The organism is Corynebacterium gottingense (genome assembly GCF_007559235.1).
GTDB classification, from domain to species: Bacteria; Actinomycetota; Actinomycetes; order Mycobacteriales; family Mycobacteriaceae; genus Corynebacterium; species Corynebacterium gottingense.
This window is the reverse complement of the sequence record NZ_VMHH01000009.1, coordinates 25,118-39,062: the sequence shown is the minus strand read 5'-3', so window position 1 is coordinate 39,062 and position 13,945 is coordinate 25,118. Positions and strand designations below refer to the sequence as shown.

The window sequence follows — 13,945 nt, the reverse complement described above, 5'->3', positions numbered from 1 at the left end:
CGCTTAATTGGATACGACAACCTTTGCGTTGTCGCCCTCGCCGTCCACCCGGACCGCGTACGTGGTGATGGTGTGGTTGTCTCCCTGCAACGATGCACCGTCGTCAAGAAAAAACTTCTGCTTCAGCAGCGGTGACGCGATCGTGGGACGCCCCTCAACCTCGCCAACGATGCCACGCGAAAGCACGCCGGCGCCGGTGTACGGATCGATATTGTCCACCGCGTACAGCTGCTCGCCATCGGCGGTGTGGAGGCGGAAGACCGCCACCTGCACCTCACCGGGCAGCAGCGCCGCAGCGCCCACGCCCACCGAAAGGTCCTTCAGTGCACAAATCACTGTGTCTGCCATTGGTTTTCTCCCTCTCTCAGGTGATACGCGCGGGCTAGTTCGCCGCGCCGATGGTCGGGGTCATCAGCGGGACCTTGCGGCCACCCTGCGGGTGCTCCTCGAACTGCACCGTCGGGTCCGGCATATCCGGCGCGTTAATAAAGGACACGAAGCGCTTGAGCTTCTCCGGATCGTTGAGCACGTCCTGCCACTCGTCGGAGTAGTTGGCCACGTGGTGGTCCATGAACGCCTCCAGGTCATCGGCGATACCCAACGAGTCATCCACCACCACATCGCGGATGTGGTCCAATCCGCCCTCAACCTCGGCCTGCCAGGCGGCGGTGCGCTGCAGACGATCGGCGTTGCGGATGTAGAAGGCCAGGTAGCGGTCGATGTAGCGGATCAGGGTTTCTTCGGTGAGGTCCTTGGCCAGCAGCTCGGCCTGGCGCGGCGTCGCGCCACCATTACCACCCACGTACAGGTTCCAACCCTGCTCGGTAGCAATCACGCCAATATCCTTGCCACGTGCCTCCGCGCACTCGCGGGCGCAGCCCGAAACGCCCATCTTCAGCTTGTGTGGCGAACGCAGACCGCGGTAGCGCAGCTCCAGGTTAATCGCCATGGCCACCGAATCCTGCTGGCCGTAGCGGCACCAGTCCGTACCCACGCAGGACTTCACCGCGCGCAGGGACTTGCCGTACGCCTGACCGGACTCCATCCCCACGTCGATCAGGCGGCGCCAGATCTCAGGCAGATCTTCGGTGCGCGCGCCGAACATGGCGATACGCTGGGCACCAGTGATTTTGAGGTAGAGACCGAAGTCCTCGGCGATGCGCCCCATCTCCTGCAGCTGCGCCGGGGTCACGTTGCCTGCCGGCTGGCGCGGGATCACGGAATAGGTCCCGTTCTTCTGCATGTTGCCCAACATGCGGTCGTTCGTATCCTGCAGGCCGGCGGTCGCCCCATCGAGCACGTGATTTTCGGTGTGCATGGACGCCACAATGTTTGCGAACGTTGGCTTGCACACCTCGCAACCACCGCCGGTGCCGAAGCGCTCAATGAAGGTCGGGAAGTCCGTAATACCGGTGGAGCGGGTGATTTCGAACAGCTCGGCGCGAGATTGCTGGAAGTGGGGGCACACAGCCTTCGATTGCTCAATGCCTTCGGCTTCCAAAATGCCCTTGAGCAGCGGGATACAGGACCCGCACGAAGTACCGGCGCGGGTTGCACTCATGAGCGTTTCTACAGAATGGCACCCCTGGCCAATGGCCGCACGGATTTCACCCTTGGACACGTTGTTGCAGGAACAGATCTGAGTGTCATCCGGCAGATCACCCGCGCCAATCGCGGTGGTGCCCGCCCCGGATTCCGGCGCGATGAGGCTCACCGGGTCGCCCGGCAGCTCGGAGCCAACCATCGGGCGCAGCATGGAGTAGTTTGAGGCCTCGCCAACCAGGATGCCGCCGATGAGGCGCTTGCCCTCCGCATCCAGGATGAGCTTCTTGTACACGCCCGAGACCGGGTCCTGAATGTGCAGTTCCTTATGCCCCTCAGCCGTGGAAAACGCATCGCCGAACGAAGCAACGTCCACCCCCAACAGCTTGAGCTTGGTGGACATATCCGGGTCCTCGAAATCAGGACCTTCCTCCCCCGCCAGGCGTGCGGCCACAATCTCCGCCATGGTGTTGCCGGGCGCGACCAGTCCGTACGTCTTGCCATCCACCGCTGCGCACTCGCCGATGGCGGAGATGTGCTCGATGGAGGTTCGGCACTGGCGGTCGGTGAGGAAGCCGCCGCGCGGCCCCAGTTCCAGGCCAGCGTCCGGGCCCATCGTGTCGCGCGGGCGGATGCCGGCGGAGAAGATCACCAGGTCGGTCTCGATCTGCCCGTCGTCACCCAGGTCCAACACGACGGCCCCGTCGCGCTGCGTCGACGGTTCGATCGAGCGGCTGGTCACGCCTACGTGGACGTCCACGCCCATCTGGCGGATCGCCTGCGAGAGCATCTCGCCGCCTGCGTCATCCACCTGCAACGGCATGAGCCGCGGGGCCATTTCTACAACGTGTGTTTTCGCGCCCATGTGCTGAGCAGCGCCTGCCGCCTCAAGCCCAAGGAGGCCACCGCCAATCACCACGGCGGTCGCTTCGCCGTGCGTGCCCACCACGCCCTCGATCGCCGCGCGGATACCGTCCATGTCGTCGAGCGTGCGGTAGACGTGCACCTGTGGCAGCTCATTGCCCGGGAGGCGTGGCACGAAAGCGCGCGAGCCTGTGGCAAGGACGAGTTCTTCGTAGGCGAACACGCGACCGTCGTCAAGCACGAGCTCCTTGGCTTCTGGCTTAATCGACACCGCGCGCCCCGGCACCACCGTGACATTTTCCGGGAGACGGTCGAGGTAGAGCGCCTCGCGATCCCAGTTGCCCACGTAGCTGGACAGCTGCACGCGGTCGTAGGCGTAATCCTCGGTCTCACGGTTGATCACCATGATCTGCGCGTCCGGACGCCGCGCCGAAAGCTCTTGGGCAAAACGGTGCCCAACCATGCCGAAGCCCACGACCAGAATCTCGGCATGGGTGGTCTGCGTACTCATAAAACCGTCCTTTGCAGTAGGGGCGGCGCGGCTGCGCCAATTACCCCCGATCGTACCGGCTAAAAAGCGGTGCGCGGTGGCTTTCCCCCAACAGCCAGTTCGCCGGCACCTCCGCGTCCCCTACCCCATCACGCCGGTCAATTTCCCGTGGAACGCGCTCGAACGCTCGCCCATCCCCTCGAAGGTCACCGTCTTCCCGTACTGGGCGTAGCGCTGCTCGATGGAATCCAGCGCAGCGATCGTGGACGCATCCCACAGGGTGGCCTCGCTGAGGTCCACCACCACCCGTTCCGGGTCCGCGGAGTACCGAAACAGCGTGGTCAAGTCGTTCGAAGACGCGAACAGGAGCTGGCCGCGCACCGCGTAGCGCGCCTCACCGTCGACCTCCTCGCGGGTGACCTCCACCAGGTGCGCCACGTTACGCACGAACACCACGGACGCCGCGAGCACGCCGACCACCACGCCGATGGCCAGGTTGCCCGTCAGGATCACCACAACCACGGTAAGCGCCATGATGACCGTCTCAGACAGCGGGAGCTTGCGCAGAGTGGACGGGCGCACCGAGTGCCAGTCAAAACTGCCGATGGCCACCATGATCATCACGGCCACGAGCGCTGCCATGGGGATCTGGCCGACCAGCTCATTGAGCAGCAGCATCAGCCCAAGCAGGAACGTGCCGGCGAGGAAGGTGGACACGCGGGTGCGCGCGCCCGACGCCTTGACGTTGATCATGGACTGCCCAATCACCGCGCAGCCGCCCATGCCGCCGAAGAGGCTGGAGACCATGTTCGCGGCCCCCTGCCCGATCCCCTCGCGGGTCTTGTTGGAGTGGGTATCCGTGATCTCATCGATGAGCTTCGCCGTCAGCAGCGACTCCATGAGCCCCACCAGCGCCACCGCCAGCGCATACGGGGCCACCACCTTGAGCGTGTCCAGCTCCCACGGGATCTGCGGCACCACCATGTGCGGCAGGGAGCGCGGCAGCTCGCCGCGGTCCCCCACGGTTGGCACGTCGATGCCAAACCCGATCACCACCGCGCTGACCACCACGATGGCCACAAGCGGCGGCGGCACCGCTTCCGTGATGCGCGGCATGGCAATTACGATGAGCAGGCCGAGTGCGACGAGCGGGTAGACGGCGGCGGGGACGCCGAACAGCTCGGGCAGCTGCGCCGAAAAGACCATGATGGCCAGTGAGTTCACAAAGCCCACCATGACGCTGCGCGGGATGAACCGCATCAGTTTGGCCACCCCGAGCAGCGCCAGCACAATCTGGAACACGCCGGCGAGCATGATCGTGGCCAGCAAGTAGTCGTAGCCGTGCGCGCGCACGAGCGGCGCGACGACGAGGGCGACCGCGCCTGTCGACGCCGAGATCATGGCCGGCCTCCCACCCATTATCGCCGTGACCGTCGCCATGATGAACGACGAGTACAGCCCCACCATGGGGTCCACGCCCGCGATCACGGAGAAGCTGATCGCCTCCGGAATCAGCGCCAGGCCCACGACGAGCCCGGCCAGCACCTCCTTGCTCAGGATCCGCGGCGTTCGCAGCGCCTCCCACACTGTTGGCCGGGGCGCGTAGCGCTCGCCGGTCTGGGCGGTCAGCGTTTCCACAGGCATCAGGTCCTCCGGATCTCGGGGTCAGCGACGTTCACACTGTAGTACCGCGCCCGGGCAGATGCTTATCGACGCCTGCGCGCCCGACACGGTGGCGTCGATAAGCATGCAAAAACCGCACCCCCTTGGAGAGGGTGCGGTTGGTGCGGGATCCGCTAGGGACTAGCGAGCCTTCTCGACGATCTCGACGAGACGGAAGTGCTTGTCCTTGGACAGCGGGCGGGTCTCCTCGATGAGGACCAGGTCGCCGACGCCGGCGGTGTTGTCCTCGTCGTGAGCCTTGACGCGGTTGGTCGTGCGGACGATCTTGCCGTAGAGGGCGTGGGACTTGCGGTCCTCGACCTCAACGACGATGGTCTTGTCCATCTTGTCGGACACGACGTAGCCGCGGCGGCGCTTCTGCACTGCCTTCTGGGTGTTCTGTTCAGTCACGTTTGCCTCACTCATGATTAAGCCTCAGCTCCCGGGACGACGGACAGGCCGAGCTCTCGCTCGCGCAGCACGGTGTAGATGCGTGCGATGTCGCGCTTCACGGTGGAGATGCGGCGGTTGTTGGTCAGCTGGCCGGTCGCGAGCTGGAAGCGCAGGTTGAACAGCTCTTCCTTCGCGTCGGACAGACGGCTCTTCAGCTCTTCATCGGTGAGTTCGCGGAACTCAGATGCGGGGGTACCGTTCGCCATTAGTACTGGTCCTCCTTCTTGATGATGCGAGTCTTGCACGGAAGCTTCGCAGCTGCACGACGCAGAGCCTCGATGGCAACCTCGTCGCTCGGGTAGGACATCTCGAAGAGGATGCGACCCGGCTTCACGTTAGCAACCCACTTCTCCACCGGGCCCTTACCGGAACCCATACGCACGCCGAGCGGCTTCTGGGTCAGCGGGCGGTCCGGGAAGATGTTGATCCAGACCTTGCCGCCACGCTTGACGTGGCGGTTGATGGCAATACGGGATGCCTCAATCTGACGGTTGGTGATGTAGGCCGGCTCGAGTGCCTGCAGGCCCCAGTCACCGAAGTTGATGGTGTTCCCGCCCTTGGACACGCCACGACGGTTCGGGCGGTGCTGGCGGCGGTACTTCACGCGCTTAGGGATAAGCATGTGTTTAGCCCTCCTGCTTCTTCTCGGCGCGCTGGCGGCGCTGGCCGCCGCGACGCGGGCGACGGTCGCCGCGGCCACGGCGCTCGTTGGACGGAGCGTTGAGCTCGGACTCGCGGACACCGCCAACAACGTCGCCCTTGTAGATCCAGACCTTGACGCCGATGACGCCGAAGGTGGTGTGGGCTTCTGCGGTGCCGTAGTCGATCTCCGCACGCAGGGTGTGCAGCGGCACACGGCCTTCGTGGTAGCGCTCGACGCGGGACATTTCAGCGCCACCCAGACGGCCAGAGGTCATCACCTTGATGCCCTTGACCTGCGGGTTGCGCATTGCGGACTGGATAGCCTTGCGCATTGCGCGACGGAACGCGACGCGGTTGACCAGCTGCTCAGCGATGGACTGTGCAACGAGGGTCGCGTTGGCGTCAACGTTCTTGACCTCGAGGATGTTGAGGGCGACCATCTTGCCGGTGAGCTTCTCCAGCTCGCGGCGGATGCGGTCAGCCTCAGCACCGCGGCGGCCAATCACGATGCCCGGGCGGGCGGTGTGAATGTCGACGCGGACGCGGTCGCGGGTGCGCTCGATGTTGACGTCGGCGATGCCGGCGCGCTCGAGGCCCTTGGACAGGAATTCGCGGATCTTGATGTCCTCGTGGACGTAGTCTGCGTAGTTCTTGTCGGCGTACCAGTGGGACTTGTAGTCAGCGGTGATACCCAGGCGCAGGCCGTGTGGGTGAATTTTCTGGCCCATTACTTAGCCCCTTCCTTGGACTCGACAACGACGGTGATGTGGGACGTGCGCTTCCGGATCTGGAAGGCGCGGCCCTGGGCGCGCGGCTGGTAGCGACGCATGGTGGGGCCTTCGTTGGCCCAGCACTCGGACACGACGAGCGTGCGCGGGTCCAGACCGAAGTTGTTCTCGGCGTTGGCAGCTGCGGAAGCAACAACCTTCGCAACATCCTTGGACGCTGCCTGCGGCGCGTACTTCAGGATGGCGAGTGCCTCAGATACGGACTTACCGCGGACGAGGGCCAGCACGCGGCGGGCCTTCATCGGGGAAGTGCGGACGAACTTGGCCGTCGCGGATGCAGTGGTGATTGTGTCAGCCATTGCTTATCGACGTCCCTTCTCTACCTTGACGTGACCCTTGAAGGTCTTGGTTGGTGCAAACTCGCCGAGCTTGTGACCGACCATGGACTCGTCGACGAACACCGGGACGTGCTTACGGCCGTCGTGGACGGCAAAGGTGTGTCCGATGAAATCGGGGAGAATGGTCGAGCGGCGGGACCAGGTCTTGATGACCTGCTTGGTGCCGGCCTCGTTCTGAGCATCCACCTTGTTGAGGAGGTGCTCATCGACGAACGGGCCCTTCTTCAGGCTGCGTGGCATGTCTGTTTACCTCCTCTTAGCGCTTCTTGTTCTTCGAGCGACGACGACGCACGATCATGTTGTTGGAGTAACGGTTCGGGTTGCGGGTACGGCCTTCCTTCTGGCCCCACGGGGAAACCGGGTGACGGCCACCGGAAGTCTTACCCTCACCACCACCGTGCGGGTGGTCGACCGGGTTCATGACAACACCGCGGACAGTGGGCCTCCAGCCCTTCCAGCGCATACGGCCGGCCTTGCCCCAACGGATGTTGATCTGGTCGGCGTTGCCAACCTCGCCCACCGTTGCGCGGCAGCGGATGTCCACGCGACGGATCTCGGAGGACGGCATGCGCAGCACGGCGTAGGAGCCTTCCTTACCCAGCAGCTGGATCGAAGAACCAGCGGAACGGGCAAGCTTGGCGCCAGCACCGGGCTTGAGCTCCACAGCGTGGATGGTGGTACCGGTCGGGATGTTGCGCAGCGGAAGGTTGTTGCCAACCTTGATGTCCGCGTTAGCGCCCGACTCGATCACGGTGCCCTGCTTCAGGCCCTTCGGCGCAATGATGTAGCGCTTCTCACCGTCGTAGTAGTGGAGCAGTGCAATGTTTGCGGTGCGGTTCGGGTCGTACTCGATGTGAGCGACCTTTGCCAGCACGCCGTCCTTGTCGGAACGGCGGAAGTCGATGACGCGGTAGCGACGCTTGTGGCCGCCGCCGCGGTGACGAGTGGTGATGTGGCCGTGGGTGTTACGGCCACCCTTCTTCGGGAGCGGGCGCAGCAGCGACTTTTCCGGGGTCGAGCGAGTGATCTCGTCGAACTCGGAAACGGAGCTGGCACGGCGACCCGGAGTTGTCGGCTTGTATTTACGAATAGCCATAGTGTGTCCTTTTCTATCGGTGTCTTCTGCAGCAGCCGCTGTTAGGCGGTTGCACCGCCGAAGATGTCGATGGAGTCGCTGCCCTCGCGGAGAGTGACGTAGGCGCGCTTGGTGTCCTTGCGCTTGCCGTAGCCGGTGCGGGTGCGCTTGCGCTTGCCCTCACGGTTGGCGGTGTTCACCGAAGCGACGTCGACGCCGAAGATCTCTTCCACGGCGATCTTGATCTGGGTCTTGTTAGCAGACGGGCTGACATAGAACGTGTAGGTGTTCTGCTCCATCAGCGCGTAGGTCTTCTCGGAGAGGACCGGGGCGATGATGATGTCGCGCGGGTTAACAGTCTTAGCCATTTACTTCTCCTCCTCCGCAGCGGTGGCGGTAGCCTGTGCCGCGTCGCGGTTGATGAAGGTGTGCAGTGCCTCGACCGAGAAGACCACGTCGTCTGCGTTGAGCACGTCGTAGGTGTTCAGCTGACCCGGCTCGATGATGTGGACGCCCGGCAGGTTCCTTGCGGAAAGACGGGAGTTGTTGTCATCGCGGCCAATCACCAGCAGAACGGACTTACGGTCGGTCAGGCGCTCCAGGAAGGTGCGTGCAGACTTGGTCGAGGGCTTCTGGCCCGGGACCAGGTCCTCAACGACGTGGATGCGTGCGTTACGCGCGCGGTCGGTGAGGGCACCTACGAGAGCTGCCTTAATCATTTTCTTGGGGGTGCGCTGCGCGTAGGAACGCGGCTGCGGACCGTGAACGGTGCCGCCGCCGGTGAACTGCGGAGCGCGGATGGAACCCTGGCGGGCACGGCCGGTGCCCTTCTGGCGGAACGGCTTCTTACCACCGCCGCGCACGTCGGCGCGGGTCTTGGTGGCGTGGGTTCCCTGACGAGCTGCTGCGAGCTGTGCGGTGACAACCTGGTGCAGCAGCGGGATGGAAGCTTCGCGGTCAAAAAGTTCTGCCGGAAGCTCTACGGAACCGTTGGTCTTTCCGTCAGCGGTGTGGACGTCAAGCGTCAGGTTCGTCATGCGTGAGCACCGCCCTTCACTGCGGTCTTGACGGTAACAACGCTGCCCTTGGCGCCCGGGATTGCACCCTTGACCAGGATCAGATTGTTGTCGCCGTCGATGCGTTGGATCTTCAGGTTCTGGGTGGTAACGCGGTTACCGCCCATGCGGCCAGCCATGCGCTTGCCCTTGAAGACACGGCCCGGGGTAGCACAGCCACCGATGCCGCCGACGCGGCGGTGGGAGGCCTGGTTACCGTGTGCGGCACCCTGGCCGGCAAAGCCGTGGCGCTTCATCGCGCCGGCAAAGCCCTTGCCCTTGGTGGTGCCGACGACGTCGACGAACACGTCGCCGTCGAAGATGGTGGCGTTGTATTCCTGGCCGACCTCGTACTCGGAGGTATCGTCCATGCGGATCTCCGCAACAACGCGACGCGGCGTCACGCCAGCCTTCTTGAAGTGGCCAGCCTGCGGCTTCTTGGACTTACGGGGGTCAATGTCGCCGTAAGCAATCTGGATGGCGTCGTAGCCATCGGTCTCTTTGGTACGGATCTGGGTGACCACACACGGCCCAGCCTCGACGACGGTCACCGGGATTACGCGGTTCTCATCGTCGAAGACCTGGGTCATGCCGAGCTTCTTACCCAGAATGCCCTTGATCTGGTTCTCAGACATGTATTAGTTCTCCACTACTGAACGTTTTGGGGATCTCTTGCTTACTGGATGTTCACGTCGACGCTTGCCGGAAGGTCGATGCGCATGAGCGCGTCAACGGTCTTCGGCGTCGGATCGAGAATGTCGATGAGGCGCTTGTGAGTGCGCATCTCGAAGTGCTCGCGAGAGTCCTTGTACTTGTGGGGAGAACGAATAACGGCGTACACGTTCTTTTCGGTGGGCAACGGCACCGGTCCAACGACGCGGGCACCCGTGCGGGTGACCGTAGCAACGATCTTCTTCGCAGATGCGTCGATCGCCTCGTGGTCGTAGGCCTTGAGCCTGATGCGGATCTTCTGTCCCGCCACGCTTACCTCTTCCTCGCATCCCCACTTTCAATTCCCGCCTCGCTCGTAGTTGAACGAGGCAAAGACGAAGCGGTGGGGTTTGTAGCTTCTAGTTTCTCTATAACGTTGTCCGGGCTGGGCCCATGGCTCAACGCCAGTGTCGTTTCATTGACTTCTTGACACTTCCGGAAGGTGACAAGGCGCTAGCAAATAACTGCGCGCTGCAAGTCAGTGCTTCCGCCTCGGCGCGTGCCGGGGTGCAAGACTCGGAAGGGTGCGTGACCCTTGCGTACTGCCGCTGTTTATTTGCCATGGCGCCTTCTCCGGTCCTGCCCGCATTTCGAGGCAGGTCCTTCAACCGAAGGTGTCATGTTCACCGGACCATCGCGCTTGCGCGCCATGTTTCGGCAACCCGAGTATTAAAACACGTCCTCCCCATTTACGCAAGCCCGAGCTTTTTCGCTTCTCGACGCCCCCACCTCCCCCCCCCATCCCGCCACCCCAAAGATTGCAACTTAATACCAATTCGTGCCGGGTCTCCTCAACGCCCGGAGCCGCGGCGCGGAAAATGTGTACCCTTGTTTGCTGAGCCCGGTTATCCATCAGTTCATCGCTTTTACGCAGGTGGAACGGGCCGATTTTGCTACAGCTACAAAACGCAGTGAAGGAAGGACCAGTCATGGCCGATCACACTCTGAACGAGAACACCCCTGCCCCCACCGACTCCACCTCGACCGCCGTGGACGCCGAGCAGACCCGTCCGCGCAACGAGAACCTGGAGTCCGACTCCGGCTCCACCGTCATCGATGACAACGTCGTGGGCAAGATCGCCGGCATCGCTGCACGCGAGGTCTCCGGCGTGTACAACCTGGGCGGCGGCGCTGCCCGTATGTGGGGCGCGGTCCGCGAGTCCCTGACCTCCTCCACCAACGTCCAGCAGGGCGTCAACGTGGCTGTCGAGGACGGTCACACCTCCGTCGCCGTGGCGATCATCGCTGAGTACGGCGTGGCTATCCACGAGCTGGCGAACGCGATCCGCGAGAACGTCACCGTCGCGCTGACCCGCATGACCGGCCTGATCGTTGACCGCGTCGACGTCACCGTGCACGACGTGCACCTGCCGGAGCAGGAGGACGAGTCCGACAACGAGGACGCTGCATTCCAGTCCAACAACCAGGCGCTGGGTCAGTAGTTATGGCGCGGACCCCCATCACCCTTGAGGTCGGGGAAGCCGTCCGCGACAGTGCGCTCGGTGTTCCCGGCGTCGCCGCTCTGGACAATGGCCGCGTCGGCGAGGTGGCGCTCCTGCTGCCTAAGGCCCGTATCGACGGCTTGCGCCAGGTCGCCCGCAACGACGACCGCGGCATCGAAGTGCACATCGTCTTCGACACGGCGTCGGGGCGCGACATTCAGTCAGTAGCCGAGGATGTCCGCTCCGCCGTACTCGGCGCGACGGACCTCCCGTTCGTTGACGTCGTCGTGGCCGACGCACGGTAGGCACCCGGATCTCGTCTCTTGCGGCTGAGCGCCGCCCCGCCACCCGCGGGGGCGCACGGCCACCAATCCCCGAAAAGTGGTATTGATATGAATCTTTCTTCCAATAAAACGCTGGCCGGCGTGATCATCGGCGTGGTCATCGCATTCTTCGTCATGTTCGGCGGATGGCTGGGCCTGCTTTGGCTGCTGCTGTTCACCATCGTCGGTGGCGTCATCGGCGCGCAGCTCGACGGCCGCCTCGACATCGCCGAGATCCTGAGCACGAGCTCCGGTAAAGGCCGCAGCTAATGGGTACGACGTTCTACCACATCAGCGAGCGCTCAGTTGAGCGCGTCGCCGAGGTGGCGGCTTCGTCGGTGCCCGGCACCCTCGCGGTGGATGCGAAGCTCGCCGGACTGGCCGGCCGCAGCTTCCCCAGAATTGATGTCCACCTCGACCGACAATCGGGTGTCGCGGCAATCGAAGCCGAGATCGCTACCGCCTACCCCGCGCCGATCGCCGCCATCACGGACGCCGTGCGCGCCACCGTGATCTCCCACGTGCGCACCCTCACCGGTCTGGACGTCTCGCGCGTCAACGTGTCCGTTTCCAGCGTGGAGGCGCAGGACCTGAACTCGCGCGTGACGTGGGACGACGTGGCAAGCCACTCCGCGTTTGCCATCCCGACGCCGATCAAAGTCAACCAGCTCAAGGTGACCTCTCCTGTGACGCGGGAGCGCCAGCCGCTGAAGGCCATCCACGCGCGTTCCCTCGTGGACGACATGTGGGAATTCAACGCGCCGCGCCCGACGAAGGTCGCGTCGGTGCACGCGCCAGCCGCACCAACCGCGAGGTCCATCCGCGCGCCGAAACCGATGGACGTGCAGACGAAGGGCTTTGTGGCCGCGGGGCCGGGGCTCAGGGTCGTCGATAAGCCTGCTCCTGCGCAGCCGTGGTCCCCGCGCACCCCGGAGCCGCGCGTGCCAGCACCGTTCACCGTGAACTCCACGCAGCTCAAGCGCGTGCGGGTGCCGGAGCCCGCAGCGGTGCGCCGCACCGAGGTGCCGCCTCGCCGCAGGCTCACCGAGATCACCGCCGCCCCGCTGCGCCTGCGGAAGGTGGAGACGCGGCCGGCGCGCCCGCTGCGCAAGGTCACGGTCAACGCCACGCCGCTGCGCGAGCCTCAGGTCCCGACGCCGCAGCGCGTCGTCCGCCCGCGAGCGCCGCGCCCGCAACCGCTGAAACAGATCTCTATTACACCGGTGGTGAATAAGTATGACCGCACCCGATAGCACCTCCGCGCCGGCTTACGACGCCACAGCACCGGTCGACCAGCCGCACACCCAGACCGTGCAGCCCACCGCACACCCGGCGGGCCCGCACCCGGGCGACGAGCCGCGGGCAAACCCCGCTGTCCGCTGGCTCACCCTGCTGATCGGTTTGATCCTGCTTGCGCTCGCCGCGGTGGTCGGCCGCGACCTGTGGTACTTCTTCCAAAACAGCAATTCCGACGATTCGTGGCTGCGCCCGGTCTTCGAGTTTGTCGGCCGCGCCACCATGGACGTCACCGCCGTGACGGTGGGCATCATCATCGCCGTCATCGGTCTCGTGCTCATCGTCTACGCCTTCGTGCCCAGGGGACGCACGCACGTGCGTGTTGATTCGCCGGCGTCCATCTGGACCCGCCCGGTGGACATCGCGCGCAAGGCGACCCACACCACGCGCGCCGAGGTCGGCAACGCGCGCATCCAGTCCCGCGCGGACCGCAAGAAGCTGCGCGTGCAGGTCGAGGACGACGGCTCCGGTGCCGGTGCCGCGCTCCAGGAGCGCCTGACCTCGGTGCTGTCCGGCGAATTCCAGCGGCTCACCACCCCGCCCGCCATCAGCGTCAAGGTCACGCCGAAGCAGCAGAGCGCCTCGACCAGCACGGCGAGTGCGGGCAACCAGACCGGCAGCGCTGCCGACGCGTACGCCACGCCGGAATCAGCCGCAGAGATTTCCCAGCAGACCCAGGGGGTTCAGCGATGAGCAAGACACTGTCCTTCTTCGACCGACTCGTTGTGTTCCTCGTCGGCCTGCTCCTGCTGGTCGCGGGGCTCATCCCCGTGGCCTACTACTGGGAAATCCCCTACGTGAGCGAGTACCTCAACCGCTTCGACCGCGAATCGCTGGGCACAACGCCCGACGAGTCCTGGTACCGCACGGCGCTGATCATCGCGTTCGTCGCTCTGCTGATTCTTGGCGCATGGTTCGTCCTGGCCAACATCCGCAGCCGCGCGTTCAGCACCCGCGAGATCATGTCCGCGGACTCGCAGCACGGCGACAGCACAATCAACGTTGCCCGTGTCGCCGACGCCGCCTGCGCGTTCCTGGAAAAGTCCGAGATGGTTACCGAGGCCCGCAGCAAGGTCTCCGTTGTGGGCAACCGCCCCACGGCGCGCTTCACCGTCACTGCGTCCCCGAGCTATTCGCTTGACGACGTCACGCGGTTCCTCGAAGCCGCCGACGAGGACTTCCGTCTGGCCAACCACACCATGGAGATTGACACGGTGTGGCAGCTGCACCTGGATAGGATCGTCGCGTAGCGCCCCGTGCCGCT

20 protein-coding genes are annotated in these 13,945 nt (G+C 64.4%); 6 read left to right on the top strand and 14 right to left on the bottom strand.

Features of this window, described 5'->3' with window-relative positions:
• Nucleotides 1–3: 3 nt before the first annotated feature.
• The 14 genes from nirD to rpsJ all read right to left on the bottom strand — a co-directional run bounded on the left by nirD (nucleotide 4) and on the right by rpsJ (nucleotide 9,891).
• Nucleotides 4–348: a nitrite reductase small subunit NirD gene (gene nirD, locus FPH17_RS09720; RefSeq protein WP_095553371.1), complete on the bottom strand. Its 345-nt coding sequence runs from the start codon at nucleotides 346–348 to the stop codon at nucleotides 4–6.
• Nucleotides 349–382: 34 nt separating this feature from the next.
• Nucleotides 383–2,917 (bottom strand): nitrite reductase large subunit NirB, encoded by a 2,535-nt coding sequence (nirB, locus tag FPH17_RS09715; protein WP_154880233.1) that lies wholly within the window; start codon nucleotides 2,915–2,917, stop codon nucleotides 383–385.
• A 120-nt stretch (nucleotides 2,918–3,037) separates the two neighbouring features.
• Entirely contained in the window at nucleotides 3,038–4,540 is a 1,503-nt protein-coding gene (locus FPH17_RS09710) for a SulP family inorganic anion transporter (RefSeq protein WP_154880231.1), read from the bottom strand.
• A gap of 159 nt (nucleotides 4,541–4,699) precedes the next feature.
• Nucleotides 4,700–4,984 (bottom strand): 30S ribosomal protein S17, encoded by a 285-nt coding sequence (gene rpsQ / locus FPH17_RS09705; protein WP_038588273.1) that lies wholly within the window; start codon nucleotides 4,982–4,984, stop codon nucleotides 4,700–4,702.
• 2 nt (nucleotides 4,985–4,986) lie between these two features.
• Nucleotides 4,987–5,217 (bottom strand): 50S ribosomal protein L29, encoded by a 231-nt coding sequence (rpmC, locus tag FPH17_RS09700; protein ID WP_038588270.1) that lies wholly within the window; start codon nucleotides 5,215–5,217, stop codon nucleotides 4,987–4,989.
• Nucleotides 5,217–5,633: a 50S ribosomal protein L16 gene (gene rplP / locus FPH17_RS09695; RefSeq protein WP_095555255.1), complete on the bottom strand. Its 417-nt coding sequence runs from the start codon at nucleotides 5,631–5,633 to the stop codon at nucleotides 5,217–5,219. Before rplP ends, rpmC begins: the two co-directional genes overlap by 1 nt.
• 4 nt (nucleotides 5,634–5,637) lie before the next feature.
• Nucleotides 5,638–6,381 (bottom strand): 30S ribosomal protein S3, encoded by a 744-nt coding sequence (rpsC, locus tag FPH17_RS09690; RefSeq protein ID WP_095277949.1) that lies wholly within the window; start codon nucleotides 6,379–6,381, stop codon nucleotides 5,638–5,640.
• A complete protein-coding gene (rplV, locus tag FPH17_RS09685) occupies nucleotides 6,381–6,740 on the bottom strand; it encodes a 50S ribosomal protein L22 (protein WP_095277951.1) in 360 nt (119 codons plus the stop codon). Before rplV ends, rpsC begins: the two co-directional genes overlap by 1 nt.
• A 3-nt stretch (nucleotides 6,741–6,743) precedes the next feature.
• Entirely contained in the window at nucleotides 6,744–7,019 is a 276-nt protein-coding gene (gene rpsS / locus FPH17_RS09680) for a 30S ribosomal protein S19 (protein WP_095277954.1), read from the bottom strand.
• Between the two features lie 16 nt (nucleotides 7,020–7,035).
• On the bottom strand, nucleotides 7,036–7,875 hold the full coding sequence (gene rplB, locus FPH17_RS09675) for a 50S ribosomal protein L2 (protein ID WP_095277956.1): 840 nt from the start codon (nucleotides 7,873–7,875) through the stop codon (nucleotides 7,036–7,038).
• A gap of 41 nt (nucleotides 7,876–7,916) precedes the next feature.
• Complete coding sequence (gene rplW / locus FPH17_RS09670) at nucleotides 7,917–8,222, bottom strand: 50S ribosomal protein L23 (RefSeq protein WP_095277958.1); 306 nt, start codon at nucleotides 8,220–8,222, stop codon at nucleotides 7,917–7,919.
• Nucleotides 8,223–8,891 carry a 50S ribosomal protein L4 gene (gene rplD, locus FPH17_RS09665; RefSeq protein ID WP_095277960.1) on the bottom strand — a complete coding sequence of 223 codons (669 nt, stop codon included), beginning with the start codon at nucleotides 8,889–8,891 and terminating at the stop codon, nucleotides 8,223–8,225. It abuts the gene before it with no gap.
• A complete protein-coding gene (rplC, locus tag FPH17_RS09660) occupies nucleotides 8,888–9,544 on the bottom strand; it encodes a 50S ribosomal protein L3 (protein WP_095277962.1) in 657 nt (218 codons plus the stop codon). Before rplC ends, rplD begins: the two co-directional genes overlap by 4 nt.
• A 41-nt stretch (nucleotides 9,545–9,585) precedes the next feature.
• Nucleotides 9,586–9,891 carry a 30S ribosomal protein S10 gene (rpsJ, locus tag FPH17_RS09655; protein ID WP_038588232.1) on the bottom strand — a complete coding sequence of 102 codons (306 nt, stop codon included), beginning with the start codon at nucleotides 9,889–9,891 and terminating at the stop codon, nucleotides 9,586–9,588.
• A 658-nt stretch (nucleotides 9,892–10,549) separates the two neighbouring features.
• Here rpsJ and FPH17_RS09650 point away from each other — a divergent pair.
• From FPH17_RS09650 to FPH17_RS09625, 6 genes are all read left to right on the top strand, one after another.
• Nucleotides 10,550–11,062: an Asp23/Gls24 family envelope stress response protein gene (locus FPH17_RS09650; RefSeq protein ID WP_095535286.1), complete on the top strand. Its 513-nt coding sequence runs from the start codon at nucleotides 10,550–10,552 to the stop codon at nucleotides 11,060–11,062.
• Between the two features lie 2 nt (nucleotides 11,063–11,064).
• A complete protein-coding gene (locus FPH17_RS09645; protein ID WP_095537556.1) occupies nucleotides 11,065–11,367 on the top strand; it encodes a hypothetical protein in 303 nt (100 codons plus the stop codon).
• An 87-nt stretch (nucleotides 11,368–11,454) separates the two neighbouring features.
• Entirely contained in the window at nucleotides 11,455–11,655 is a 201-nt protein-coding gene (locus FPH17_RS09640; protein WP_095277968.1) for a hypothetical protein, read from the top strand.
• Nucleotides 11,655–12,638 carry an Asp23/Gls24 family envelope stress response protein gene (locus tag FPH17_RS09635; protein WP_154880229.1) on the top strand — a complete coding sequence of 328 codons (984 nt, stop codon included), beginning with the start codon at nucleotides 11,655–11,657 and terminating at the stop codon, nucleotides 12,636–12,638. Before FPH17_RS09640 ends, FPH17_RS09635 begins: the two co-directional genes overlap by 1 nt.
• A complete protein-coding gene (locus FPH17_RS09630; protein ID WP_203085457.1) occupies nucleotides 12,622–13,374 on the top strand; it encodes an Asp23/Gls24 family envelope stress response protein in 753 nt (250 codons plus the stop codon). Before FPH17_RS09635 ends, FPH17_RS09630 begins: the two co-directional genes overlap by 17 nt.
• Nucleotides 13,371–13,931 (top strand): Asp23/Gls24 family envelope stress response protein, encoded by a 561-nt coding sequence (locus FPH17_RS09625; protein ID WP_095535283.1) that lies wholly within the window; start codon nucleotides 13,371–13,373, stop codon nucleotides 13,929–13,931. The genes FPH17_RS09630 and FPH17_RS09625 overlap by 4 nt, the downstream gene beginning before the upstream one ends.
• Nucleotides 13,932–13,945: the final 14 nt, after the last annotated feature.